At 45.0% G+C, this 23964-nt stretch carries 20 protein-coding genes; 7 read left to right on the forward strand and 13 right to left on the reverse strand.

All coding sequences use genetic code 11. The features are described from left to right. Window positions 1-74: 74 nt before the first annotated feature. On the forward strand, window positions 75-1949 hold the full coding sequence (locus MED222_RS09930; protein ID WP_009847264.1) for an MFS transporter: 1875 nt from the start codon (window positions 75-77) through the stop codon (window positions 1947-1949). A 144-nt stretch (window positions 1950-2093) separates the two neighbouring features. Next, window positions 2094-3014: a YeiH family protein gene (locus MED222_RS09925; RefSeq protein ID WP_009847265.1), complete on the forward strand. Its 921-nt coding sequence runs from the start codon at window positions 2094-2096 to the stop codon at window positions 3012-3014. Between the two features lie 151 nt (window positions 3015-3165). Here the strand turns inward: MED222_RS09925 and MED222_RS22505 are convergent, their stop codons facing one another. Together MED222_RS22505 and MED222_RS09915 are read right to left on the reverse strand one after the other, a co-directional pair. After that, window positions 3166-3333 (reverse strand): hypothetical protein, encoded by a 168-nt coding sequence (locus tag MED222_RS22505; RefSeq protein WP_009847266.1) that lies wholly within the window; start codon window positions 3331-3333, stop codon window positions 3166-3168. Between the two features lie 127 nt (window positions 3334-3460). Next, window positions 3461-4318 carry a LysR substrate-binding domain-containing protein gene (locus tag MED222_RS09915; protein WP_009847267.1) on the reverse strand — a complete coding sequence of 286 codons (858 nt, stop codon included), beginning with the start codon at window positions 4316-4318 and terminating at the stop codon, window positions 3461-3463. 193 nt (window positions 4319-4511) lie between these two features. On the opposite strand from MED222_RS09915, the gene nagE reads away from it, so the two are divergent. Continuing rightward, entirely contained in the window at window positions 4512-5957 is a 1446-nt protein-coding gene (gene nagE / locus MED222_RS09910) for an N-acetylglucosamine-specific PTS transporter subunit IIBC (protein WP_009847268.1), read from the forward strand. 145 nt (window positions 5958-6102) lie between these two features. On the opposite strand, the gene menE is transcribed toward nagE, so the two are convergent. The 6 genes from menE to MED222_RS09880 form a co-directional block, all read right to left on the reverse strand. Then, on the reverse strand, window positions 6103-7539 hold the full coding sequence (gene menE, locus MED222_RS09905) for an o-succinylbenzoate--CoA ligase (RefSeq protein WP_032555257.1): 1437 nt from the start codon (window positions 7537-7539) through the stop codon (window positions 6103-6105). A 52-nt stretch (window positions 7540-7591) separates the two neighbouring features. Further along, entirely contained in the window at window positions 7592-8599 is a 1008-nt protein-coding gene (gene menC / locus MED222_RS09900) for an o-succinylbenzoate synthase (RefSeq protein ID WP_009847270.1), read from the reverse strand. A 75-nt stretch (window positions 8600-8674) separates the two neighbouring features. Then, entirely contained in the window at window positions 8675-9541 is an 867-nt protein-coding gene (gene menB / locus MED222_RS09895) for a 1,4-dihydroxy-2-naphthoyl-CoA synthase (protein ID WP_009847271.1), read from the reverse strand. 102 nt (window positions 9542-9643) lie between these two features. Further along, entirely contained in the window at window positions 9644-10444 is an 801-nt protein-coding gene (gene menH, locus MED222_RS09890; protein ID WP_009847272.1) for a 2-succinyl-6-hydroxy-2,4-cyclohexadiene-1-carboxylate synthase, read from the reverse strand. Between the two features lie 9 nt (window positions 10445-10453). Further along, on the reverse strand, window positions 10454-12178 hold the full coding sequence (menD, locus tag MED222_RS09885; RefSeq protein ID WP_009847273.1) for a 2-succinyl-5-enolpyruvyl-6-hydroxy-3-cyclohexene-1-carboxylic-acid synthase: 1725 nt from the start codon (window positions 12176-12178) through the stop codon (window positions 10454-10456). Next, complete coding sequence (locus MED222_RS09880; protein WP_009847274.1) at window positions 12175-13482, reverse strand: isochorismate synthase; 1308 nt, start codon at window positions 13480-13482, stop codon at window positions 12175-12177. Before MED222_RS09880 ends, menD begins: the two co-directional genes overlap by 4 nt. A 295-nt stretch (window positions 13483-13777) precedes the next feature. Between MED222_RS09880 and MED222_RS09875 the strand changes: the two genes are divergently transcribed. The 3 genes from MED222_RS09875 (at window position 13778) to MED222_RS09865 (ending at window position 17324) form a co-directional block, all read left to right on the forward strand. Continuing rightward, window positions 13778-15010: a pyridoxal phosphate-dependent aminotransferase gene (locus tag MED222_RS09875; protein ID WP_009847275.1), complete on the forward strand. Its 1233-nt coding sequence runs from the start codon at window positions 13778-13780 to the stop codon at window positions 15008-15010. A 331-nt stretch (window positions 15011-15341) separates the two neighbouring features. Next, entirely contained in the window at window positions 15342-15926 is a 585-nt protein-coding gene (gene yfbR / locus MED222_RS09870) for a 5'-deoxynucleotidase (RefSeq protein ID WP_009847276.1), read from the forward strand. Between the two features lie 54 nt (window positions 15927-15980). Continuing rightward, the gene (locus tag MED222_RS09865) at window positions 15981-17324 is read left to right on the forward strand and encodes an anti-phage deoxyguanosine triphosphatase (protein WP_032555258.1); all 1344 of its coding nucleotides are present in this window, start codon (window positions 15981-15983) and stop codon (window positions 17322-17324) included. A 26-nt stretch (window positions 17325-17350) separates the two neighbouring features. Here MED222_RS09865 and MED222_RS09860 read toward each other — a convergent pair whose 3' ends face one another. Then, window positions 17351-17950 (reverse strand): tRNA-uridine aminocarboxypropyltransferase, encoded by a 600-nt coding sequence (locus MED222_RS09860; protein ID WP_032555259.1) that lies wholly within the window; start codon window positions 17948-17950, stop codon window positions 17351-17353. Window positions 17951-17959: 9 nt separating this feature from the next. On the opposite strand from MED222_RS09860, the gene rrtA reads away from it, so the two are divergent. Then, the gene (gene rrtA / locus MED222_RS21540) at window positions 17960-18502 is read left to right on the forward strand and encodes a rhombosortase (protein ID WP_032555260.1); all 543 of its coding nucleotides are present in this window, start codon (window positions 17960-17962) and stop codon (window positions 18500-18502) included. Here the strand turns inward: rrtA and MED222_RS09855 are convergent. From MED222_RS09855 to lon, 4 genes are all read right to left on the reverse strand, one after another. After that, entirely contained in the window at window positions 18499-18798 is a 300-nt protein-coding gene (locus MED222_RS09855; protein WP_009847280.1) for a ComEA family DNA-binding protein, read from the reverse strand. The two genes, rrtA and MED222_RS09855, sit on opposite strands and share 4 nt — an antisense overlap. 221 nt (window positions 18799-19019) lie before the next feature. Beyond that, entirely contained in the window at window positions 19020-20885 is a 1866-nt protein-coding gene (ppiD, locus tag MED222_RS09850) for a peptidylprolyl isomerase (RefSeq protein ID WP_009847281.1), read from the reverse strand. A 220-nt stretch (window positions 20886-21105) separates the two neighbouring features. Beyond that, window positions 21106-21399 (reverse strand): HU family DNA-binding protein, encoded by a 294-nt coding sequence (locus tag MED222_RS09845; protein WP_012604504.1) that lies wholly within the window; start codon window positions 21397-21399, stop codon window positions 21106-21108. A gap of 170 nt (window positions 21400-21569) precedes the next feature. Continuing rightward, a complete protein-coding gene (gene lon, locus MED222_RS09840) occupies window positions 21570-23921 on the reverse strand; it encodes an endopeptidase La (RefSeq protein WP_009847282.1) in 2352 nt (783 codons plus the stop codon). Window positions 23922-23964: the final 43 nt, after the last annotated feature.

Consider the following 23964-nt stretch of genomic DNA (forward strand, 5'->3'; position numbering starts at 1 on the left):
ATCGATGGTAAAGAGTTGATCAATAACCTAATCTCAAACTACTTAACCAACTGGTAATCATCCAAGGAAAGACAATGAACAACAGCAGCCAATCTTCGCTGTTAACGCAAAAAAGGTTCCTACCCTACTTTATTACTCAATTTCTAGGCGCCTTTAATGACAACATATTCAAAAATGTTCTGTTACTGTTTGTTGCTTTCACCAGCGTAGATACGCTGCCTATTTCCAGCAACCTATTCATTAATTTGGCCGCTGGTCTTTTCATTCTGCCCTTCTTCCTGTTTTCTGCTTTGGCTGGTGTACTGGCTGACAAATACGAAAAATCTTGGTTTATACGTAAAGTTAAGCTCCTTGAAGTAGCGATCATGTCACTGGGTGCGATCGGGTTTATCTACGAAAGCTATGGGATACTACTCCTACTTCTGTTCCTAATGGGAACGCAAAGTGCCTTCTTTGGCCCGGTGAAATACGCACTGCTTCCACAACAGTTAGAAACAAAAGAACTGGTATCCGGCAACGCTTTAGTCGAAACCGGCACATTCTTAGCCATCCTTATTGGTACTTTAGGCGCCGGTATTATTGCATCTGAAGAAAGCGCGAAGCTCATTGCTGCGGTATGTATTGTTTCTTTCGCCCTGCTTGGCTATGTATCAAGCTGCTTTATTCCACAAGCGCCTAGTAACGCACCAGATCTGAAAGTGAAGTGGCAGCCAGTAAAGCTAACCCGCGCGACACTGGCGATTGCAAAAAAAGATCGCCCAACGTTTCAAGCACTGATGTCTATCAGCTGGTTCTGGTTCCTTGGCGCTGCTTATCTAACTCAGTTTCCAAACTTCACAAAGCTCCACTTGAACGGCACTGAAAGCTCGGTTGCCTTTTTGTTAGCTCTATTCTCGGTCGGTATTGCGATAGGTTCTTTGGCTTGCGATAAGTTGTCAAATCACAGAATTGAAATCGGCATCGTACCAATGGGTAGCCTAGGTATGTCGATTTTTGGGCTATTGATGGCGATATCCATTCCTGAGTCCTTGCCTGAATTTACCTCTTTCCATCAATTCGTGACGTATTCAGAGCTGTGGCCGCTGTTTGCTTATCTTCTGCTCTTAGGTGTCTCTGGCGGTATCTTCATTGTTCCTCTGTATTCTCTGATGCAGTTACGAGCGAAACCAGATGAACGCGCTCAAGTGATTGCCGGGCTCAACATTTACAATTCACTATTCATGGTGGGAAGCGCCGTTTTGGGTATTGTTTGCCTGAGTGTTCTCGATCTTTCTATTCCACAGCTGTTTGTGTTGCTCGCGATAGGGAATACTTTGGTTATGCTGTACCTGTTTTATCAGGTTCCTATCTACGCTTTCCGTTTCTTTACATGGGTGGTCACTCACACCATGTACCGAGTTAAGCACAAGAACTTACACCATCTTCCAGAGAATGGCGGTGCATTGATCGTTTGCAACCATGTGAGTTATATGGATGCACTGCTTCTGAGTGCGGTTTGCCCTCGCTTGATTCGGTTTGTGATGGAAGAGGATTACGCCAAACTTCCTCCACTACGTCGATTCTTAAAAAGAGCAGGAGTTATTCCAATCTCCGCAACCAACCGAAACTCGATTAGAAACGCTTTCAAAGAAGTTGAACGAGCCCTAGATGAAGGGCACATCGTCTGTATTTTCCCTGAAGGCAAGCTAACCGCTGATGGCGAAGTAGCCGAATTCATGCGTGGCATGGAGCTGATTATCAAACGTTCTCCCGTGCCTGTGATTCCAATGGCACTTAAAGGGTTATGGGGCAGTTACTTCAGTCGTTATAAAGGTCAAGCTTTCAAGGGGCTACCCACCCGTTTCAGGGCTAAGTTAGAGATAGAAGCTGCCGAACCTATGCTAGCCAAGGAAGCTTCATGCGACACTCTTCGACAGTCAGTCTCTGATCTTCGCGGCTCACTACGCTAAATAACCAAGCCTTTATTCATATCAGCGGAACAAACGTTTAGTTTTACTTAACGTTTGTTCAATTCATTTAGACTTACTTACCATTGCGTTAAGCGTATAGTCTTCCACTACGCTGCCAATACTAGACGCGACGAATTAAATATAATGAATCTAAAAAAGTCTGTTCCATTTTATCTTGCTGCTCTGTTTTGCTTAACGCCATGGGTAAGCTCACCGACCGCCCTCGTGATCGGTTTCCTTCTTGCGAGCTTAAGTTTAGTCCCTGACCATCTAGAAGTAGGCAAACTCACCAAGAAGCTACTGGCCTACTCGATTGTCGGCTTAGGCTTTGGCATTCAGTTTGAGAAAGCATTAGCGGTAACAGGCGATGGTATTGGCCTCATTGTAACGACGATTATTGGTACCTTGGTCATTGGTTGGTTCTTGGCAAAACGCATGGGATTAGATCGCACCACGGGTTACCTTATCTCTTCTGGTACCGCAATTTGTGGTGGTAGCGCCATTGCCGCCGTAGCACCGGCCATCAAAGCTGATGATGAACAGATTGGCTTGGCGTTAGCCACTGTATTTGTGTTGAACTCGGTCGCCCTTTTCTTGTTCCCTATGATTGGCCATGCACTAGAGTTAAGCCAACAAACTTTCGGAACATGGGCTGCCATCGCGATTCATGATACCTCTTCTGTAGTCGGCGCAGCATCAGCATATGGCGAAGAAGCACTGACCACAGCAACCACATTGAAGCTCGCTCGCGCACTTTGGATTATCCCAATCGCGTTAGTCAGCGCGATGATCTTCAAGAACGATCAAAAGAAGATTACGATTCCTTACTTCATTTTCTTCTACTGCGCTGCTATTGCTGTTAGTGACTTGCTGCCACAATTTGAGATGGTCTATCAAGGTATCTTTGATGTGTCTAAGCGTGCATTGGTGGTGTGTCTATTCTTGATTGGTTGCGGTATTTCAGTAGAGAAGCTTAAAGCTGCAGGGCCGAAGCCATTGATGTTTGGTATTACAATGTGGACGATGATTTCGACAGGCTCATTAGCGTGGTTAACTCTCGCTTAATCCGCCTAATTACACCTAATACGTAAAGAAACGCTTTAGGTGGTGTTTGGTTACCTAGACACTCAGATTAACGAGCAACAAAACAAAAAGGCAAAGCTCAAATGGGCTTTGCCTTTATCGTATTTGGTAAAGATTTTCTTTATTGCAACAATCACAAATCAAACAGGGGCTTATCACTCTTCTTGCTCTCTCTTTTCATTAAAACAAGTACCACAACCAGCACAAATGCAGTAAGTTCAGCCAATGAACGAGTCAGTCCTGACGAAACGAGCGCTTGGCCTATCTGCAGCAAAACCGCAATGATGAGGGCAACTTTCATAATAAGACCTTATTCTATAATCCGTTATTTATAGAGCTTATTATGATGGATGGTTATAAAGATAATAAATTCTGTTTTGAGCTATCTAATTGCTAAATTAACTAACCTAGCGTAACTGCCCCTCTAGTCACTTAATAAAGGTTCTTACCTTAGGTCGCTTTTCAGTGCCTAACGGACAGATCAATTCGTATCCTTTATCAGTATCCATACTTGGATAAGGCGTTATGAGCTCACCAGTCTCAATGTACGGCTTTACAAAATGATAGCGCCCCATTGCCACGCCGATATTATGCAGAGCACTCTGTACGCCCATATCGCGATGACTCACACAATAAAACTGCTCAAACAGATTTACATCGAGTTGATTGTGCTTGATCCAACGCTGCCACACATCAGAGCCTAGCGCATGAATGAAATTAATCCGGTGTAACGACTCTAAACCATCATCAAAGATATCGTGTTCAGCGGCATAACTCGGCGTACATACCGGAATATACTTTTCACCAAACAGACGCTGTCGATGCATGTCTTTTAGATCTTCAGCACCATAGTAAATTGCGACATCGAGGTGATTTTGATGAAAGTCTTGCTCTTCTTGAGAGAAAATATTGAGGTTGAACTTTGGATATCGCTGTTTGAAATCAGCTAGCCTTGGCAGTAACCAACTGTTAGCAAATGCAGGACTGGTACCAATATTGATCTGCCCGTACAAGTCGGTGTTGGTAATGTCTTCGATTTCGCCAAAAATAGAGCTCAACGACTTGGATAACGTGCGTTGAAAGCGTTGCCCTTCTTCGGTCAGCTCCAGCTTACGAGTCCCTCGTACAAACAAATTAAACCCAAGCTCTCCTTCCAACACTTTGATTCGATGGCTAACGGCTCCCTGAGTCAGATGCAACTTTTTCGCTGCTAGCGTAAAGCTCATCTTCTCGGCGGCGACATTAAATGTATGAAGATTTCTCAGTAAAGATTGATGGTTAGCCATACGAACTCATGCATTAAAAATTTTAATTCATAGTACTACCCGTTTCGTTTGTTTGCATTAAGAAATAAGTTTCTAATAGCCGCAGTTACTTAAAACCCTGCCTCGATCAATATTTAACTCCATACGTTGACGAGCAGAAACATTAAAAAAATTAATTACAAACTTAGGGGCACGTATGAATATACTTGGGTATATGCAAAAAGTAGGTAAGGCATTGATGGTTCCCGTAGCCACACTGCCAGCTGCAGCAATCCTTATGGGGATCGGCTACTGGTTGGATCCTGTTGGTTGGGGCTCTGAAAGTATCTTAGCCTCATTCTTGATCAAATCTGGTGGTGCGATCATCGACAACATGGCGGTTCTGTTCGCGGTGGGTGTTGCCTTTGGTTTAAGCCGTGATAAGAATGGTTCTGCGGCACTGTCTGGTTTTGTGATGTTCCTAGTCGTGACCACGCTACTTGCTCCCGGCTCAGTTGCTCAATTGATGGATGTTGAGTTAAGTGAAGTACCAGCGGCATTCGGAAAAATCAGCAACCAATTCGTGGGTATCATTGTCGGTATTATTTCCGCTGAAATCTATAACCGCTACTCCACCGTTGAGCTTCCTCAAGCTTTAGCTTTCTTCAGCGGTAAGCGTTTGGTTCCTATCCTTACCTCAATCGCAGGTATGGCGCTCTCTTTTGCTCTGCTATACATCTGGCCTGCTGTTTACGATGCTCTGATCGTTCTAGGCATTAAACTAGAAAGCATGGGCGCTGTGGGTGCCGGTCTGTTTGGTTTCTTCAACCGTTTGTTCCTATCCGTTGGTATGCACCACGCACTTTACCCTGTGTTCTGGTTCGACGTTGTAGGTATTAACGATATTCCAAACTTCCTCGGCGGTGCACAATCTATCGCTAACGGTACGGGTATTCCGGGTAAAACAGGCATGTACCAAGCGGGCTTCTTCCCTATCATGATGTTTGGTTTACCTGCAGCTGCATTAGCTATGTACCACTGCGCTGACGCGAAAAACAAGAACCAAGTATTCGCAATCATGCTTGCCGCAGCAATGGCTTCGTTCTTCACAGGCATCACTGAGCCTCTAGAGTTCAGCTTTATGTTTCTAGCACCTGTATTGTTCCTAGTGCACGCTGTGTTAACAGGTCTGTCGCTTTACATTGCAGCAAGCATGGAATGGATGGCAGGTTTTGGCTTCTCTGCAGGCTTTGTTGACTTGGTGCTATCAAGCCAAAACCCGTTAGCGACTAACTGGTACATGTTATTAGTTCAAGGTGTAGTGTTCTTCGCGCTTTACTACGGTATTTTCCGTTTCGCTATCATCAAGTTTAATCTACGTACTCCGGGTCGCGGTGAAGAGATGGAAGCAGAAGGCGAGACAAAATCTCCAGAAGCGTTAGTTAGCCTAACCAACAACTACATCGAAGCTATTGGTGGTGCAGACAACATTCTAGAAGTGGACAACTGTATTACTCGCTTACGCTTAACAGTAAAAGACTCGTCAGTAGCAGACAGTGACAAACTGAAAAAACTAGGTGCTGCAGGCGTCGTGCCTATTGGAAAAGGTGGCCTACAAGTCATTATCGGTTTAGGTAAGGTAGATAAGGTTGCTGAACAAATGAAGAAGGCACTCGCTTAAGCTAAACAGCCAGATGCAAAGATAAAAGCCTTAATGACCAGATAGAATATTAAGAATTTGTGATGGTTTCACCACCATCACAACCCCCTGAAGCGCAATTACGACTAGTCACCGTGTATTGCGCTTCGTTTTATTGTTCTCAGCTCTATTTAGAACGTATCTGCTGTAACCATTGTGCCAACCCTGCGCGTGAAACCTTAATACCTAGCTGTTCTTGATGAGGCATTCGATAGTACTCGACAGGAAATTTGAACCGTTCAAGACGGCCATTTAATTGCTCGGCAAACCATTCTTTGGTTGGTAACTCCGTACAATCCACAATAGCGACAGGTCGAAACCCGAACTCATCATCTTCAATTGGAACGATAAACGCCTGATTGATTAAAGATAACTGATTCAGTGCTCGTTCAATTTCTTCACAGTGGATATTCTCTCCCCCAGAAATAAACTGATTATCAGCGCGACCAATAATCGACACTTGTTCGCCATCCCATTCGCCGAGATCTTTACTGTCGAACCAACCGTTCTCATCCACCAACGGTGTTAACTCGCCCTGATAGTAATAACCTGAAGCAAGCGTATTACCGCCAATAAAGATACGTTGGTCTTCAATTTTTAACTGGCGTTGGTCGAGAACAAAACCTGCAGTATTACTAGAATCGACTGGCTTCGCGGTCACTGTTGAAGCCGCTTCTGTCATGCCGTATCCAAGCCAAGTTTCAATGCCCATTTGTTGAGCTTCAAACCCTAGCGCTTCTGGGATATGGCTACCGCCTAAAAGCACATGAGTTAAAGTAAGTGCTTGCTTACTCTGCAATAACCTATGTAGTTGAGTCGCCACTAAAGAGGCATGACTGCAACCTTCGATGTCTGACTCAAGCTTACCTGACCCTATTTTGATGCAGCCACCAGCCGCCAACCAACGATGGACAATCGCCAATCCCGACACATGGTACATCGGTAAACTCAGTAACCATGTGTCAGCTTGTTCAAAGTTGAAAACATCTAGTAACCCCTGAGCTGAACATAAGTGTTGCTGCAACGTGTGAGCCACCGCTTTCGGGTTTCCGGTAGAGCCAGAAGTGAATACGATGCTTGCAAGGTTTTGAGGATTGAAGCTGGAGTCTTGAGATGTCGTTATCCGATTATCATCACCATCGACCTTCACTTCATTTAAGCAAGACAAGGTCACCAACTGAGTATTTAAATCAACAGTCTCTGATTGCTCTATCCCGCTACTGTCCAAAAGCCAAAGGTAGCTTTGTTGACCCGCTTGATATAAGGAATCGAGCTTTTTCTTCAGGCGTAAGCGAGGTTGAGGCATGGTTAAAGCGCAAATAACACCCAAATTAAGTGCGGCAAGATAAGCAGAAATCACTTCAGCTTGATTCTTACCAACAATCGTCAGTACATCACCTTCAGATAGACCTTGATGAGATAGCTGTTGTTGGTACTCACTCACTAGCACAGACACTTGCTGCCAAGTATAAGTGTGGTGAGTAGTCACTAACGCTGTCTGATGTGGGTTTTGCTGCGCCCACTGTACCCAAAGCGGGTGATGATTAGATTGTGGGCGCATCATAAGATAACCAAGTTATAGATTGAAAACGGTCTAAGCCAATCGAACGATCAGCTTAAGAAGACCAAATCAATTGTTGCTGTTCAAGAGTAGAAACCGGAAGCTGACAACCCGGCCAAGAGACTTCGAGTTGTTGTTGATACAAACCAATAGTATCAAGCCCCGGCACTTCATTAGGTAAGTATTGTTGTGCTAATCGAGCAATCTGAGTTAAGCCAAGGCTAGACTCTATGCTTGAGCTTAGTACTGGTTTGATACCGAGTTGTTGTGCACGCTCAATGATTGCCACACAACGCGCTACAGAACCAATAAGAGTTGGCTTGATCACAACAGCTTTAACACCTGTGAGGTCGCTAAGATCAAACTCTGGACTACGCACCGCTTCTTGCAATGTTTCGTCCCACGCAATCGCTACGCCATGGTCAATGGCAAATGCCAAGCTGTCTTCTGGTTTTTGGCAAGGCTCTTCAATAAAGCTAATACGCTGACGCAGTGACGGCGAAATGTACTTAATGAACTGCTTCGCTTTCTCTGGCTTCCAAGCACGGTTAGCATCAAGTCTTAGGGTCAAATCAGGGATCGACTCAAGAAATAAGCTAACCAACATGCCATCGCGAATCGCTTCGTAGAGACCGACTTTCACTTTCGCGACCTTCTCGCCTTTCATCTCATTCAGCACAGGGATCAGTTCATCTGGGTCTCCTGTACACAACGGCGCGGCTTGGTAGTTACCTTCAGCATTGAGTTCGCCTCGTAATTCCAACATCGCCATCGAAAAGCCAAACGCAACAGAAGGATATAGCTCATCAAAAGGCGTTTGAGGGTTATTGTGGCTCCAAAGCTCTAATTCGTGTTGAAGCTGAATGCCAGCTTGTTCGGCATTTTCTTGGCTAAAACCTGGCAAAGGTGCGACTTCGCCAAAACCAGTTTTACCATCACACTCTAGTTGGATGATATAGCCAACGCGTTCGTTCAACTTATTGTCACGAAGAATCACACCATTATCCATAGGCAATTGATAACGGTAGAGTTTAGCGTGACGCTGAGAATTCACTGAGTTCATAAAGTTTCCTAAAAAACGGGGAACATCAAAACAAAACGAGCCGCTATTAGCGACTCACTTTAAAGAAGAGAAAGACTATGGGTTACGCGGAAATTTGTCGAAATCAGGTCGACGCTTCTCGTTGAATGCGTTTCGGCCTTCTTGGCCTTCTTCTGTCATGTAGAACATCATGGTTGCGTTACCCGCCAACTCTTGTAGGCCGGCTTGGCCATCACAGTCTGCGTTTAGTGCAGCTTTCAAGCAACGCAGCGCCATTGGGCTATGTTGAAGCACTTCACGACACCAACGAACGGTTTCTTTTTCTAGGTCGGCAACAGGCACTACGGTGTTTACCAGGCCCATGTCCAATGCTTCTTTAGCATCGTAGAAACGACACAAGAACCAAATTTCACGTGCTTTCTTCTGACCAACGATACGAGCCATGTAAGAAGCACCCCAACCGCCATCGAATGAACCTACTTTAGGACCCGTCTGACCGAACTGAGCGTTTTCAGCTGCGATAGTAAGGTCTGCCATCATGTGAAGTACATGACCGCCACCGACTGCCCACCCCGATACCGCTGCGATAACGGGTTTTGGACAAGTACGAATTTGACGTTGGAAATCAAGCACGTTCAGGTGATGTGTACCTGAATCATCTTGATAACCGCCGTAATCACCACGGATACTTTGGTCACCACCAGAACAGAACGCCTTCTCACCAAGACCCGTCAAAATGATTACGCCAACCTTCTCGTCATAACGAGCATCAGCCAATGCATTGATCATCTCTTTTACGGTTTGTGGACGGAACGCATTGTGGACTTGAGGACGAGCAATCGTGATTTTCGCAATACCGTCGTCAGACTTGTGGTACTGAATATCTTCAAATTGACTGCTTTCATCGCGCCAGTTAACTGCTGCGTAAAGTTCTTCTTCTGTGATGCCTACTGTTTTAGCCATGGTGATTCCCATTGTTCTATTAGAGACCACGACTAACGAATAGTCGTGACGGTGTTGCTCTGCTTTTGATAGTGCTTGATACGAGAGAACCGCTCAGTCAGTTTAGCGGCGACTGGCGATACATTGGATGATCAGGTTGGAAAACAACTCTGGTTGCTCAAAATGAACATTATGACCAGCGTAATCAACCTGACTATATTCAAAGCCACTATTCTCAGCTAGCTCCATGAATTTACGATCTTTTTCACCACACACATAATGCAATTGATGCTCATGAGATTTCAATGTGGCACGTAAATCCGGTTGCTTAGCTAACGAAGTAGATAACAACATATTTGCTACGGATACTCCAAGGTTACCACTACGCTTTATGACCAAAGTTTGTCTTTGCTCATGATTTAGTGAAGAAAAGACGCTTTGTTGATACCAATCGTCTAAAACATCTTCAATCGACTGCTGCGCAAAACGGACAGCCCATTGCGTATCATGTACTAACCTTTGTGCTCGTTCTTCATCACGCTCCAGACCAAAGTTGCCACCTTCAATAATGACTTTCTTAAGATTGAGCGTTTCGAAGCAAGGGCTTGTCACCCCATACATGGCAAGCCTACCACCCATAGAGTAGCCAATCACCACGATAGGATAATCCGCAGGAAGATCGTTGAGCGCAAGTTGAGAAGTGATGCACTGAACGATTTTCTTGCAGCAATGATCAAAGCCTACCGGATCGATAAAGCGACTTTGTCCGTGCCCGGGCAAATCTATGCAAAGACGAGGAAACTCCTCTAGATATGGATGACATGCGCTCCAATCATCCCCGCTTCCGAGTAAACCATGTAGAAAAACAAGCAAAGGTTTGTCAGAAGATTCTTGTACAGCTGGGTAATAATTGGAGTAAAGCATGTTAAGTCCTTAGGCTAATGCCTCGATGAGCATTGCACTGAATTGTTTCAACAAAGTAGCCGCTTGTTCGGGAGGCGTCTTAACTTCAACGAGCAAGGTGCCCTGACCCTGCTCGAAATGTTGTTCGATAATAGTTTGGTAGCCGTTCAAGGTTTCTGGCGCAGCATAACCAAGCTGGAATTGCGCAGCGGCATGTTCAAAACCGAAACCATGGGGCATTTGATATAGAGATTGTTTTTGTTGCTCAGGAACAGGCAACAAGTCAAAGATCGCACCGCCATCATTGTTGCTCACAACAATCACCATCGGCGTTATATTGTGAGTAAGCAGGGCCAGTGAGTTGAGGTCGTACAACAAAGAGGTATCACCGAGCAACATCAATAAAGGGTTTTGATTAGCTTTCACCACGCCCGCAGCCGTCGCCACCAAGCCATCAATGCCCGATGCACCACGATTACTGTAAACTTGATTCGCAGATATTGATGACAGCATATCCACCAGCCTTACCATCAAGCTGTTTCCCACAAACAACTCTCTGTCTTTAAGTCTAGTCGACAAGTCAACTGCAACGCTCAACTCGGTCAGTTGGTCATTATTGGATATTTGTGCCAATGCCAATTGTTGAACCGTATTCGCGATTTCGACCAAAGGTGCAGCCCAACCTGCATGTTGACCTAACAAGGTAGGTAAATGCTGTTCTGACACCCATGACTCGATATCAGCAACGATATGGGTTTGAGGCAGATGATCTTGGTTGATTCGGTGCGTATCTGGTGACACAACAATGTATTGTGACGAGCAGAATGATGAAGCTTGCGACTTTATCCAATGATTAAGGCGCTTAGAAACAACACGCTCACCGAACTGAAGGATGAAATCACATTGATTGAGTTGCGCTTTAGCTACGTCACTCTGCATCCACAGATCATAATGCTTCCAATCACTTGTGACACCTGATTGAGGATCGCAAAAAACTGGCCAGCCTAATGCAGTGGCAAACTGCTGAGCTTTTGTCGCTTGTTCAATATCGAGCGAACCGAGAATAACCACACCCTTACGTCCAAGATACTCACCTGGAGCAATCGGTTGTGTATTCACTTGATTAGGTAAAAACGTTTGGCTGTAACAACCTGTTCCCGATTTCCACCCAGAGATACTGGATGTGTACTGTGCATACATTTCAGCGCTACTTGTTGAATACAAAGGCTCAGGAAATGGACAGTTGATATGAATCGCACCGCCAACACTTTGTTGGTTCGCAAGTACGCTATCAACCGATGTCAGAAGCCAATTCAAAGAAGTCTGTGTTGTTGGGCTGGGCAGATTTAAAGAGCTTTCAACATGAGACGAAAAGATACCCTGTTGCTGAATTGCTTGATTCGCCCCACAACCAACCAAGTCTATTGGTCGATCAGACGTCAGCAAGATCAGCTTCTCTCGTGTCAAACCCGATTCAGCCGTCGCAGGAAGAAGGTTCGCAACGGCTGTACCAGAGGTAACAATCACGGCAACTGGCTTATCACTCGCTTTAGCTAAACCTAGAGCAAAAAAACCGAGACCACGCTCGTCAAAGTGCGTGTGTAAAGTTAACTTTGGATTGGCTTCGGCTTCGAGTGTCAATGGTGTTGAGCGAGAACCCGGTGCAACACAAACATGTTCAATACCGCTGCGTGCAAGCTCCTCCAGTAACGTCTTACACCAAACTCTATTTAATACGGCTTGGTCATGATTCATGATGCGACACCCAGTAATGGATGGTCTGAAATTAGGCTGAGCAGAGTCGACATTTTCTTATTCAACTCTTGCCACTCATGTTCAGCAACCGATCCCGGTACGATCCCGGCACCCGCAAACAGTTGTACTTGATCGTTTACAATCAAGGCACTTCGAATCGCGACACAGAATTCAGCGCGTTGATGGCTAATATAGCCAACAGAGCCTGCATACCACCCTCGAGCAAACGGTTCGTGTTCAAGAATGAAATCCATCGCCTCTTTACGCGGTAAACCAGCCACCGCAGCCGTCGGCTGTAATGCAGCAAGCAACTGTACACCGTTAACGCCATTGTTAAGCTGGGCGTGGATATTACGCTTAAGATGCTGCACCTTACGCAAGCGCACAAGACGCGTATCCTTTTCAACATGAACCGTTTGAGAATGAGGAGTGAGGCGCTCAATGATGTCGTCAACCACATACTGGTTCTCATTGAGGTTTTTAGTGTCTTGTGAAAGCCAGTTTGCTAGTTCCATATCCTCGGTCGAGTTTTCTCCTCGGCCAATGGTTCCTGCAAGCGCTTCCGTATCAAGCTCACTACCATATCGGCTATATAAGCGCTCAGGCGTCGAACCAATGAAACTGTGTTTAGAGTCCAGTACCAACATAAAGTGGAAACTGTGATGATTTTGCAAATAGCTGGCTTTAAGCAACTGAGCCGCGCAGATTGGCGCATCCAATTGCAATGTGGTTTTACGCGCTAAAACGACTTTCTTGTACTCTTCGTCGCTAATGCCTTTCAGCACTTTATCGACAAGGTTGCCCCACAGCTCTCGTTCTGGAACGTGGTTAATCTGCTCAATGTGCGCTGACAAAGGGGCCAATATCGCCGCTTCGACAGAAAGCTTATTTAGAGCATTAATAGAAGCAACGCGATCAGGAGATAAGTTGACGGCTAACGACCAAGTCTTGTCAAAGCGGATCAGTTCAACCTGAGGAAGGAAGAAAAACGATTCCATGCAACGACGGTTTTTTGCGGTGTGCCCGTCAAACGAGCGCCCACCCCAGATTCGTTGGTCTTCACCAAGAATTGCGTACGCGGGAGCGGGATCAGAAAAAGTATGTAATTGCCCGAGCGCAACGACCTCTTCACGAGTATCACGTGACTGCCAATAAAACTTAGGAAAGAGTGGTTGAGCATGAAGCCATTCAATAAATGCAAACGATGGTTTTTGCGTTAGAACTTCAACACAACGCACTTCGCTTGCTTGGGCATTTTGTACTCGCTCAATCAAAGCGGAGACAGTTTGCTGGAAATGTGACAAATCGACCTCGTTCACATCTAAATTATTATTATATTAGTTTGATACTTTATGGGCAGCACCAACTTAGATCAAGAATGTACGATATCTTTCGAACATTCGTGTGATTTTAAGCGATCCCGCCTCTTTATTCATCTTAGCCAACAACAAACAAGCGATTAATTAAAATTTAGAAAAGAGTGACAACAAAAAGACCAAACGTGACACTGAAATACGACATTCATCAGATTTTTATTCTATCAAACCCCGTTTTGCGGTACTTTAATAAAGTATTTAAATTAATTTCAGGAAATCGGCAATGCAAAATATCGGGATGTCGTCAAAACTCAACAGCGTATGCTACGAAATCAGGGGGCCTGTACTCAAACATGCTAAGCGCATGGAAGAAGAAGGGCATAAAATACTGAAGCTTAATATCGGTAACCCCGCCCCATTTGGTTTTGACGCCCCTGATGAAATCCTTGTTGATGTAATCCGTAACCTACCGACATCTCAAGGTTACTGTGACTCAAAAGGCATCTATTCAGCCCGCAAAGCGGTTGTTCAGCACTACCAGAAAAAAGGCCTCCGTAACCTTGATGTAGAAGATGTTTACATTGGTAACGGCGCATCAGAGCTTATCGTTATGTCTATGCAGGCGCTACTGGATAATGGTGATGAAATCTTAGTTCCCGCTCCGGACTACCCACTATGGACAGCGTCTGTTGCGCTTTCTGGCGGCACGCCGGTTCACTACATGTGTGATGAAGATGCTGATTGGTATCCAGATCTAGACGACATGCGAGCGAAGATCTCACCAAAGACTCGCGGCATCGTTCTTATCAATCCGAACAACCCAACGGGCGCGGTATACAGCCGTGATTTCCTATTACAAGTTGTTGAGATTGCTCGTGAGCACGGTTTGATCATCTTCGCTGATGAAATCTACGACAAAGTACTTTACGACGGTGCGGTACACACTTCAGTTGCAACGCTTGCCGAAGACGTACTCATGGTGACATTCAACGGTCTGTCTAAGGCTTACCGTGTATGTGGGTTCCGTGGTGGTTGGATGTTCTTAACGGGTCCGAAACACATCGCGAAAGGCTATGTCGAAGGGCTAGAAATGCTCGCCTCGATGCGTTTGTGTGCCAACGTGCCAATGCAACACGCGATCCAAACCGCGCTCGGCGGCTATCAGAGTATTAATGAACTGATTCTGCCAGGCGGCCGACTACTTGAGCAACGCGACCGCGCATGGGAGCTAATCAACAAGATCCCTGGCGTTTCTTGTGTTAAACCGAAAGGCGCGATGTACCTGTTCCCTAAGATCGACACCAAGATGTACAACATCAAAGACGATCAGAAGTTTGTGCTCGACTTCCTTAAGCAAGAGAAGGTGCTATTGGTTCAAGGTACTGGCTTCAACTGGCCAAAACCGGATCACTTCCGCATCGTGACTCTGCCACATATCGAAGATCTAGAAATCGCGATTGGTCGTCTAGAGCGCTTCTTACAGACCTACAGCCAAGACGACCTCATCGAAGGTTAATAAGCACAAAGAAAGATGGCTACAATTTGCTGTTTTAAAAGACTTTAACTTGTATTCATTCACTTCTATGCTTAAAAGGCTCCTATTTAGGAGCCTTTTTTGTATCCGCTGTCTCGTGTCCCTGTGCAAACACAAGATACGAGTGGAGCATTGCTTATACCAATCACAGTAAGTAAGTTTTCAGAAATAGCGCAGGGAAAAAACTTGAGAACAAGGCAGATTTTTTTGGTAAGTAGTTATTCTACAATCAAAAATTCTAACAAAGTTATCGAGTTTTTTAACAAGCTAGGATGACCAGTTATTTACTACGATTGGTACTAAAAGGACTCTTATGAAACAAAGCCATTTCTTTGCCCATCTTGCCCGTATGAAGCTGATTCAACGCTGGCCCCTGATGCGCTCAGTCTCAAGCGAGAACATTTCAGAGCATAGCCTACAGGTCGCTTTCGTCGCCCACGCCTTGGCGCTTATCAAAAACAAGAAGTTTGATGGCAAACTCAACCCAGAACACATTGCTCTGCTTGGCATGTACCACGATACCAGTGAAGTGCTAACAGGTGATTTGCCGACGCCAGTTAAATACTACAATCCAGACATCGCACAAGAGTATAAGAAGATAGAAGCGGCAGCAGAGCAAAGACTGCTTTCAATGCTGCCAGAAGAGTTCCGAGACGACTTCTCCCCGTTTTTGATATCTGGAACAGCAAACAAAGAAGAGCAAAGCATCGTTAAGCAAGCCGACACTATCTGCGCTTACCTCAAGTGTTTGGAGGAACTCAGTGCGGGCAACCATGAGTACGAACAAGCGAAACGCCGACTAGAAGAGACTCTCGAACAGCGTAAAAGCCCGGAAATGGACTACTTTCTCACCACATTTGCGCCGAGCTTTGAATTATCACTAGACGAGATAAGCTAGCTGGGTATAAGTTGAATGTAATTAGCTAAATAAATCAATTTGATAGGTGCTATTTTGAATTCTCCACTCGAACCACCCTTTGAACTCGAACAAGAATGGCAACATCGAAATGACGATGAACATAAAATAAGGCGTGATGACCACCGTAGCCCGTATCAACGCGATCGTGCGCGGGTGCTTCACTCTGCCGCTTTTCGCCGCCTCCAAGCAAAAACCCAAGTTCATGGCACCACGGTAAACGATTTCCACCGAACTCGCCTTACTCATTCGCTAGAAGCCGCTCAGCTAGGTACCGGTATCGTTGCCCAGCTGAAAAAAAAGCAGCCCGAGTTTCGAGATTTGTTGCCTTCAGACAGTTTGATTGATTCATTGTGTCTTGCTCACGACATTGGCCACCCACCTTATGGGCACGGTGGCGAAGTCGCGTTGAACTATATGATGCGCGATCATGGTGGCTTTGAGGGCAATGCTCAAACATTTCGCATTGTCACGCAGCTAGAACCTTACACTGAACATCACGGGATGAACCTGTCTCGACGAACTCTGTTAGGTCTGATTAAGTACCCTTCTCTGCTTAGTGAGGTTCAAGCTAAATTACAGTCTGAGCCTGTTAAGCATCAACGACAGCTCCGAGCCAAAGATTGGATGCCAGCAAAAGGCATCTACGATCATGATGAAGAGCTTTTTAACTGGGTAATGGAGCCGCTTTCAAGCAGCGACCAACAGCTTCTAAAACAGAAAAGAAAAACGCATACAGAGCCACTTGAGCACAATAAGACCAAATATAAGTCACTTGATTGTTCAATCATGGAGCTGGCTGATGACATCGCGTATGGCGTGCACGATTTAGAAGATGCGATTGTGCTTGGCTCTGTCACCAAATCTCAATGGGTCGAGTCGGCTTACCCTCAACTTAAAGAGATGGCCGACCCTTGGGTTTGTGAACACCTAGATTCAATCACAGAGATGCTTTTCTCTGGTGAGCAGTATCGTCGAAAGGATGCGATTGGTGGGATAGTCAACGCTCTGTTGACCAGTATTTCGATTGAACGAGTAGATGCTAGATTTGAGAATGTACTGCTTGCTTACAATGCGGTGCTTGAACCGAGCATGGACGCCACACTCGACAAACTGAAACATTTTGTCAGCGAGTTCGTGATTCAAGTGCCACAGGTTCAAGTGATAGAATATAAAGGTCAGCAGATTATCATGGATATGTTTGAAGCATTCAGCGCAGATCCTGAACGCTTGCTGCCACTACCTATCAAGAAGCAATGGCTACAACATCAAGATGAGTCTCGAAAAATGCGCGTGATTGCGGATTACATTTCATCAATGACCGATGATCTTGCGCAGAAAATGCATCAGCAACTGTTCTCAGCTCATACCGAGTTTTAATTCCTGGCTCACTTTACTGAAACAGCTTAATCTAAGTAGTTTTTCTCAAACACGCCCGGTGGCATTTGATTGATTTGAAACTGAATCATTCGGTCAAATGCCGTTAGCAGAGGGCTAAAGTCTCGATCATTTTCTAACAAGCTCAACAGATGATAACCCGCCTCTACTGTCGAAAGGCTGTTTTCACTTGGCGCTTTGCGAATTCGGTAATTACCCTTGAGATCTTTCGGCAAGTGAACCGTATTCAGCGCATGCAAGTTACTCGATACTTGCCACATTTTGAACGCCTTCTTCCACGTGCCATCCAATAAAATCACACGCAGCTTCTTATTTGGAGATGTTGCCGACTCAACTGAAACAGAGTTTTCACTTGGGTATAAAATCACATGTTGGTAATGTTCATTGGCCAGCAATGCGTTCAATTGTTCGTTGTCTGAAAAATCTTCACCGACAAGCGTCACGCTGTTATTTAGGGATAACGAGAGGATACGCGCAGTACCCATCGGGCGATGCTCTTCTGATGGGTGCTGAAGAATGATAAGCTCAACATTCGATTCGAGTGGTGTAACCCACTGACAAATACAAGCTTTCAAAGCCTTGCTGCATTGGGGGCAATAACGAGACATGGATTTAATGTGTACCCTGTTTTAATTTTCACTTCACTTTTATGCGTCTTATTCCAATTTGAGCCAATACAAGCTTGGGTCGTATGGGATAGCAATGCGATTGCCGAGGGGCAATGGTGGCGGATCCTAACAGGAAATTTTTCACATACCAACTACTCGCACCTTCTGATGAATCTAGCAGGCTTATGGATCATCAGCTATCTGTTTCAACCGAGTAAAAAACAGCTTGTTCTTGCTCTGCTTGTGATTAGTTTAGTGACTGGGATCGCCCTGTTGTTTTCGAGTATTCAGATCTATGTTGGCCTATCAGGCTCTTTGCATGGGTTATTTGGCTTATTCGCGCTCAGTGAGGCTTTAAACGGTAGGAGATCAAGTTGGCTGTTAGTGTTGGGATTAATCGCTAAAATCGCTTGGGAGCAGCTTGTTGGCCCTTCTAGCACAACTGGTGAACTGATTAATGCTCGTGTCGCGATTGAAGCCCACCTAGCAGGTGCATTGGCCGGAGGCTTCATATCTATCGCTTCATTTCTAACAAGTAGACAAACGGATTAAAGTTGAATTCTTTCGCGGTTCTTGTTAACTGTGGCTTCACCTATACCTTTCACACTCACCAAATCATCAGCAGTCGTAAATGCCCCGTTTTGATCCCTGTAATCGACGATCTCTTGAGCTTTCTTATCCCCCACACCAACCAATAGCGCTGACAGCTCTTCAGCTGTCGCGGTATTGATATTGACCGTAATCTCAATGCCATCGTAAAGCTCTGCCTTAGTTGGGCTGTCTGCATACGCTGCGGGGCTTAACAGAATCAGAAATGTAAGAAATAATGTTGAATATATCGTGCGCATAAACCGTTCCTTTGTTCAAAAAACGTAACTTATGCATTTGCTGCGCTAGATAAAACACTCACCAGACAAAAATAAAGCGGGTCACCTAAGTGACCCGCTTCGTTATACATCTAATTTTCATCAATTTGTTAGCTAGCTCGCAAACCGAGTTGCTGCACTACTTTCAAGTTGTATTCTCAAGTTGCATTACTCGGCAGAAGACTACCGAGTAAATTCAAAGCTTATTGAGCTTGACCAACGATGTAGTATTCAACGTCTGCATTTTTACGCAGTACGTTTAGTACATTAGTAAGGTCTTGTTGATTACCAACGCGCTCTAACTGTGCACCAAGTTGTGTGCTGTAAGCAGGGTTGATTTCAGCCGTTACTTTAGAAAGCTCAACAACAACGATGTTACCGTCTTGGTCTTTAGATTGTCCGAACACAGCTTGGCCGGCTTCTGGTTTCACTAGAGCGAATACAGATGCAGCTAATGGAGAATTACGGTCAATGGTTTCAAGTTCAGTAAACTCAAGGCTGTTATCCGCCAGTACCGCTTCATTACCTTGCTTGAGTTCGTTCACTAGAGAAACACCTAGCTCTACCGCTTGTTGCTCTGCTTTTACAGCAGACAATGCAGCTACAACTTGATCTTTCACTTCTGCTAAAGGAAGAACTGTTTCGTCGCGAGTCTCTTCTACACGTACAACAATAACGTGCTCAGGAGCCACTTCGATAACTTCAGAGTTCAAACCGTCTTCTTTCACTTCAGGGCTCAAGATAGCTTGCATTACTGCAGGCGTCATCAGAACTTCTGGAGCATCAGCTTGAGAGATGAAATCAGTCGTCGTGATCTTTGCGTTGATAGCTTCAGCAGAGTCGTCTAGAGAATCTGGGAATTCAAACGCTACTTTTTCAAGTTCAGTCTGTTGCTCGTAGAACTGATCAACTGCGTGTTGGTCTAGAAGCTCTGTCTTAATCTCTGCCGCTACTTCAGTGTAAGGCTGAGCTTGAGATGCTTTTAGTTCATCTAGCTTGATGATGTGGTAGCCAAAATCAGATTTAACTAGGCCAGTTGTATCGCCAATATTCACAAGAGCGAAAGCCGCGTCTTCGAATGCTGGGTCCATAACATCACGTTCAATCCAACCTAGGTCACCGCCAACGTCTGCACTACCGAAGTCGTCAGATTTCTCTTCTGCTAGCGTAGCAAAATCAGCGCCTGCATTTAGCTCGTCTAAGATAGACTGTGCTTTCGCTTCGTCATCACCTTGAACTAGGATGTGACTAACTTTGCGTTGCTCTTCAGTAGAGTACTTGTCTAGGTGCTCTTGGTAGTATTTCTGTGCTTCCTCATCGCTAACTTCAAGCTGCGATTTAAGAGCTTCAGCAGAAAGTTCGATGTAAGACACCTTGGCCTGCTCTGGACGAGTGTAAGCCGCAGGGTTCTCTTGGTAGTACAGTTCGATTTGCTCGTCAGTTAACTCGATATTTTTCGCTAGGTCAGCAACAGACAGTGTCACTGTACGAATGTCACGAGTTTGAGCAATAAGCTTGCTCTGAATATCAATTTCGCCTTGAAGAACAAATTCACTGCCTTGAAGTGCAGTAACAAGCTGGTTACGCATTAGGTCACGACGCATGTATTCAGCGAAGCTTTCTGCGCTGAAACCTGCACGACGTAATGCCGATTGGTAAACTTCTTGGTCAAATTGACCAGCCGTTTGGAACTGAGGCATTTCTAGAATCATGGTACGGATTTGAGAATCACTGATTCGTAGGCCTAGAGACTCTGCTTGCTGCTCAAGTAGAACATCGTTGATCATGCGATCAAGTACTGACTTACGGAAAGACTCAACGTATGTAGGGTCTGCAAGCATTTGAGCGAAGTAATCGCCAAGTTGAGATTGCATGCGATTACGTTCGTTTTGGTAAGCTTGTTCGAACTCACCACGAGCAATTTCTGTGTTGCCAACTTTAGCTGCTGCGTTGTTACCGCCACCGGTGATGTAGCTGCCTACACCTGCGAATACGAATGACAGGATAATCAACCCAAGGATAATTTTTACCGCGATGCTATTCACGCCTTCGCGTAATCGATCCATCATAATTTAAGTGCTCTCCGGATATGAAGCATTGGCTTCAAAATAAAAATCTATTCACGCGATATTATCAGAAAAAGAAATGCGCATCAGTAGGATGCGCATAATTTAAATAAGTTCAATGTGCTTTGCACATATACTGTTTAAAAATGAAACATCATTGTTCAAACAGTAAACGCATATTACTGCCTTCCCCTCACAAAACTCGAGGTTTCAGCAACAAAAATTAGTTACATGCGTCTTTAAGTGCTTTACCCGCTTTGAAGCCAGGTACTTTAGCTTCTGCGATTTGGATCTCTTCACCAGTTTTTGGGTTACGACCTGTACGAGCAGCACGAGTACGAACACTGAAAGTACCAAAGCCAACAAGTGCAACTTGGTCGCCTGATTGTAGCGTTGTGCCAACTGCTTCGATGAAAGCGTCTAGAGCGCGACCAGCTGAAGCTTTAGAGATGTCTGCGTTTTCTGCGATTGATTCTACTAGTTGTGTTTTATTCACTGTTTTTCCCCTATGTGTCATCTGTGACTACTTCTCGATGACTGTACGTTCCATTTTGGTTTTAATTTAGCCGCAAGCCTTATTACAAAAGGGCTGCCGCTTTAGTCGAATAACTTAGCGTCCAAAAAAAACGCTGACAAGCCTTTTCGGGTCTATCAGCGTAATTCTTTACTTATTTTTGCTATGCATCACTATTTTTTCACGTCGAACTCGACCCCTGACGGATCTCGTTCTAGTGCGACTTTCAGTACTTCATCAATCCATTGAACCGGAATCACCTTCAAGTCAGCGATTACGTTGTCTGGAATCTCTTCCAAATCACGTTCATTGTCTTTAGGAATCAAGACCGTTTTAATACCACCGCGGTGCGCTGCAAGCAGCTTTTCTTTCAAGCCACCGATAGGTAAAACTTCACCACGAAGGGTAATTTCACCGGTCATACCAACCTCTGCTTTTACAGGGTTACCCGTTAAGCTAGAGACCAATGCAGTACACATTGCGATACCCGCACTCGGGCCATCTTTTGGCGTTGCACCTTCCGGTACGTGAACATGAATGTCACGTTTCTCGTAGAAATCGGTGTTAATACCCAAATTTTCCGCACGAGAGCGAACCACTGTCATTGCCGCTTGAATCGACTCTTTCATCACATCGCCTAGTGAACCGGTTTGCGTTAGCTTACCTTTACCTGGCATTGATTCAGTTTCGATGGTCAGTAGATCGCCACCTACTTGCGTCCATGCTAAGCCAGTTACTTGGCCGATACGGTTGCTTTCATCCGCTTTACCGAAGTCATGACGTTGCACACCTAAGTACTCTTTCAGGTTATCAATGTTAACCGTTACAGATTTAAGGTCGCTGCCTAACAAGATATTCTTCACTGCTTTACGACAGATCTTAGAGATTTCACGCTCTAGGCTACGCACACCCGCTTCACGCGTGTAGTAACGAATGATGCCGATGATTGCAGAGTCTTCAATCTCAATCTCATGAGGCTTAAGACCGTTGCGTTGAACTTGCTTGTCCAATAGGTGGCTCTTGGCAATGTTCAGCTTTTCATCTTCTGTGTAACCCGACAGGCGAATCACTTCCATACGGTCCAATAGTGGGCCCGGAATATCCATCGAGTTAGACGTTGCAACAAACATCACATCAGATAAATCGTAATCGACTTCTAGGTAGTGATCGTTAAATGCGTTGTTTTGCTCAGGGTCTAGTACTTCTAGAAGCGCAGAAGATGGGTCGCCACGCATATCAGAAGACATCTTATCGATTTCATCTAATAGGAACAGTGGGTTCTTAACACCAACTTTAGACATCTTCTGGATTAATTTACCCGGAAGTGAACCGATGTACGTACGACGGTGACCACGAATCTCAGCTTCATCACGAACGCCGCCTAGCGCCATACGTGTGTACTTACGACCCGTTGCCGCGGCAATCGAACGGCCTAGTGAAGTTTTACCAACACCAGGAGGACCAACAAGACAAAGGATTGGACCTTTAAGTTTGTTGATACGGTTTTGTACTGCCAAGTATTCGAGAATACGTTCTTTAACACGTTCTAAGCCGTAGTGATCTTCGTTTAAGATCTCTTCCGCTTTCGCTAAATTCTTTTTAACTTTTGAACGCTTAGCCCAAGGAACGCCTACCATCCAATCAATGTAACTACGTACTACTGTTGCTTCAGCAGACATTGGCGACATCATTTTCAGTTTTTGCAGTTCTTGCTCAGTTTTTTCACGAGCTTCTTGAGGCATCTTAGAATCTTCGATCTTCTTCTTCAGAGTCTCGAATTCATCAGGCGCGTCGTCCATCTCGCCCAGTTCTTTCTGAATCGCTTTCATTTGCTCATTCAGATAGTACTCACGCTGAGACTTTTCCATCTGTTTCTTAACGCGGCCACGGATGCGTTTTTCAACTTGCAGGATATCAATTTCTGACTCCATTTGGCCCATCAAGAATTCCAGGCGTTCCGTCACATCTGAAATTTCTAGAACGTGCTGCTTATCTACCAGTTTAAGTGGCATGTGCGCAGCAATCGTATCAGCAAGGCGAGCAGCCTCATCAATACCGTTCAGCGAGGTTAGAACCTCTGGTGGAATCTTTTTGTTCAGCTTAATAAAGCCTTCGAATTGATTGATCGCACTGCGAACAACCACTTCTTGTTCTTTTTCGTCAAGTTCTGAGGTTACAACGTATTCGGCATCCGCTAAGAAAAACTCACTCTCTTTGAACTGGTGAATTTTTGCACGCTGCTGACCTTCGACAAGTACTTTTACGGTACCATCTGGCAGCTTTAGCAACTGAAGAATAGTAGCGACTGTACCTACGTTAAATAGGTCGTCGATTGAAGGCTCATCAGTGTCCGCTTCTTTCTGCGCTACAAGTAGTACTTGTTTGTTAGCTTCCATTGCCGATTCAAGGCAAGTAATCGATTTTTCACGACCAACAAACAATGGAATAACCATGTGTGGGTAAACCACTACATCACGTAGAGGTAGCACGGGGATTTCGATACGCTCGGAACGTTCCAAGTTCATATATTTCTCTCTTCCGCTTTAACTTATAAAGCAGTATATGGGG

It is taken from the genome of Vibrio sp. MED222 (assembly GCF_000153005.1).
Lineage (GTDB): Bacteria > Pseudomonadota > Gammaproteobacteria > Enterobacterales > Vibrionaceae > Vibrio > Vibrio tasmaniensis_A.

What these genes read in the sequence shown, in the direction of transcription:
- yfbR (WP_009847276.1), top strand. Translation starts at nt 15,342, where the DNA reads ATGAAACAAAGCCATTTCTTTGCCCATCTTGCCCGTATGAAGCTGATT.
- menD (WP_009847273.1), bottom strand. Translation starts at nt 12,178, where the DNA reads ATGAATCATGACCAAGCCGTATTAAATAGAGTTTGGTGTAAGACGTTA.
- ppiD (WP_009847281.1), bottom strand. Translation starts at nt 20,885, where the DNA reads ATGATGGATCGATTACGCGAAGGCGTGAATAGCATCGCGGTAAAAATT.
- menH (WP_009847272.1), bottom strand. Translation starts at nt 10,444, where the DNA reads ATGCTTTACTCCAATTATTACCCAGCTGTACAAGAATCTTCTGACAAA.
- MED222_RS22505 (WP_009847266.1), bottom strand. Translation starts at nt 3,333, where the DNA reads ATGAAAGTTGCCCTCATCATTGCGGTTTTGCTGCAGATAGGCCAAGCG.
- MED222_RS09855 (WP_009847280.1), bottom strand. Translation starts at nt 18,798, where the DNA reads ATGCGCACGATATATTCAACATTATTTCTTACATTTCTGATTCTGTTA.
- MED222_RS09925 (WP_009847265.1), top strand. Translation starts at nt 2,094, where the DNA reads ATGAATCTAAAAAAGTCTGTTCCATTTTATCTTGCTGCTCTGTTTTGC.
- menB (WP_009847271.1), bottom strand. Translation starts at nt 9,541, where the DNA reads ATGGCTAAAACAGTAGGCATCACAGAAGAAGAACTTTACGCAGCAGTT.
- MED222_RS09845 (WP_012604504.1), bottom strand. Translation starts at nt 21,399, where the DNA reads ATGACACATAGGGGAAAAACAGTGAATAAAACACAACTAGTAGAATCA.
- MED222_RS09930 (WP_009847264.1), top strand. Translation starts at nt 75, where the DNA reads ATGAACAACAGCAGCCAATCTTCGCTGTTAACGCAAAAAAGGTTCCTA.
- nagE (WP_009847268.1), top strand. Translation starts at nt 4,512, where the DNA reads ATGCAAAAAGTAGGTAAGGCATTGATGGTTCCCGTAGCCACACTGCCA.
- MED222_RS09860 (WP_032555259.1), bottom strand. Translation starts at nt 17,950, where the DNA reads ATGTCTCGTTATTGCCCCCAATGCAGCAAGGCTTTGAAAGCTTGTATT.
- menE (WP_032555257.1), bottom strand. Translation starts at nt 7,539, where the DNA reads ATGATGCGCCCACAATCTAATCATCACCCGCTTTGGGTACAGTGGGCG.
- MED222_RS09915 (WP_009847267.1), bottom strand. Translation starts at nt 4,318, where the DNA reads ATGGCTAACCATCAATCTTTACTGAGAAATCTTCATACATTTAATGTC.
- lon (WP_009847282.1), bottom strand. Translation starts at nt 23,921, where the DNA reads ATGAACTTGGAACGTTCCGAGCGTATCGAAATCCCCGTGCTACCTCTA.
- menC (WP_009847270.1), bottom strand. Translation starts at nt 8,599, where the DNA reads ATGAACTCAGTGAATTCTCAGCGTCACGCTAAACTCTACCGTTATCAA.
- MED222_RS09875 (WP_009847275.1), top strand. Translation starts at nt 13,778, where the DNA reads ATGCAAAATATCGGGATGTCGTCAAAACTCAACAGCGTATGCTACGAA.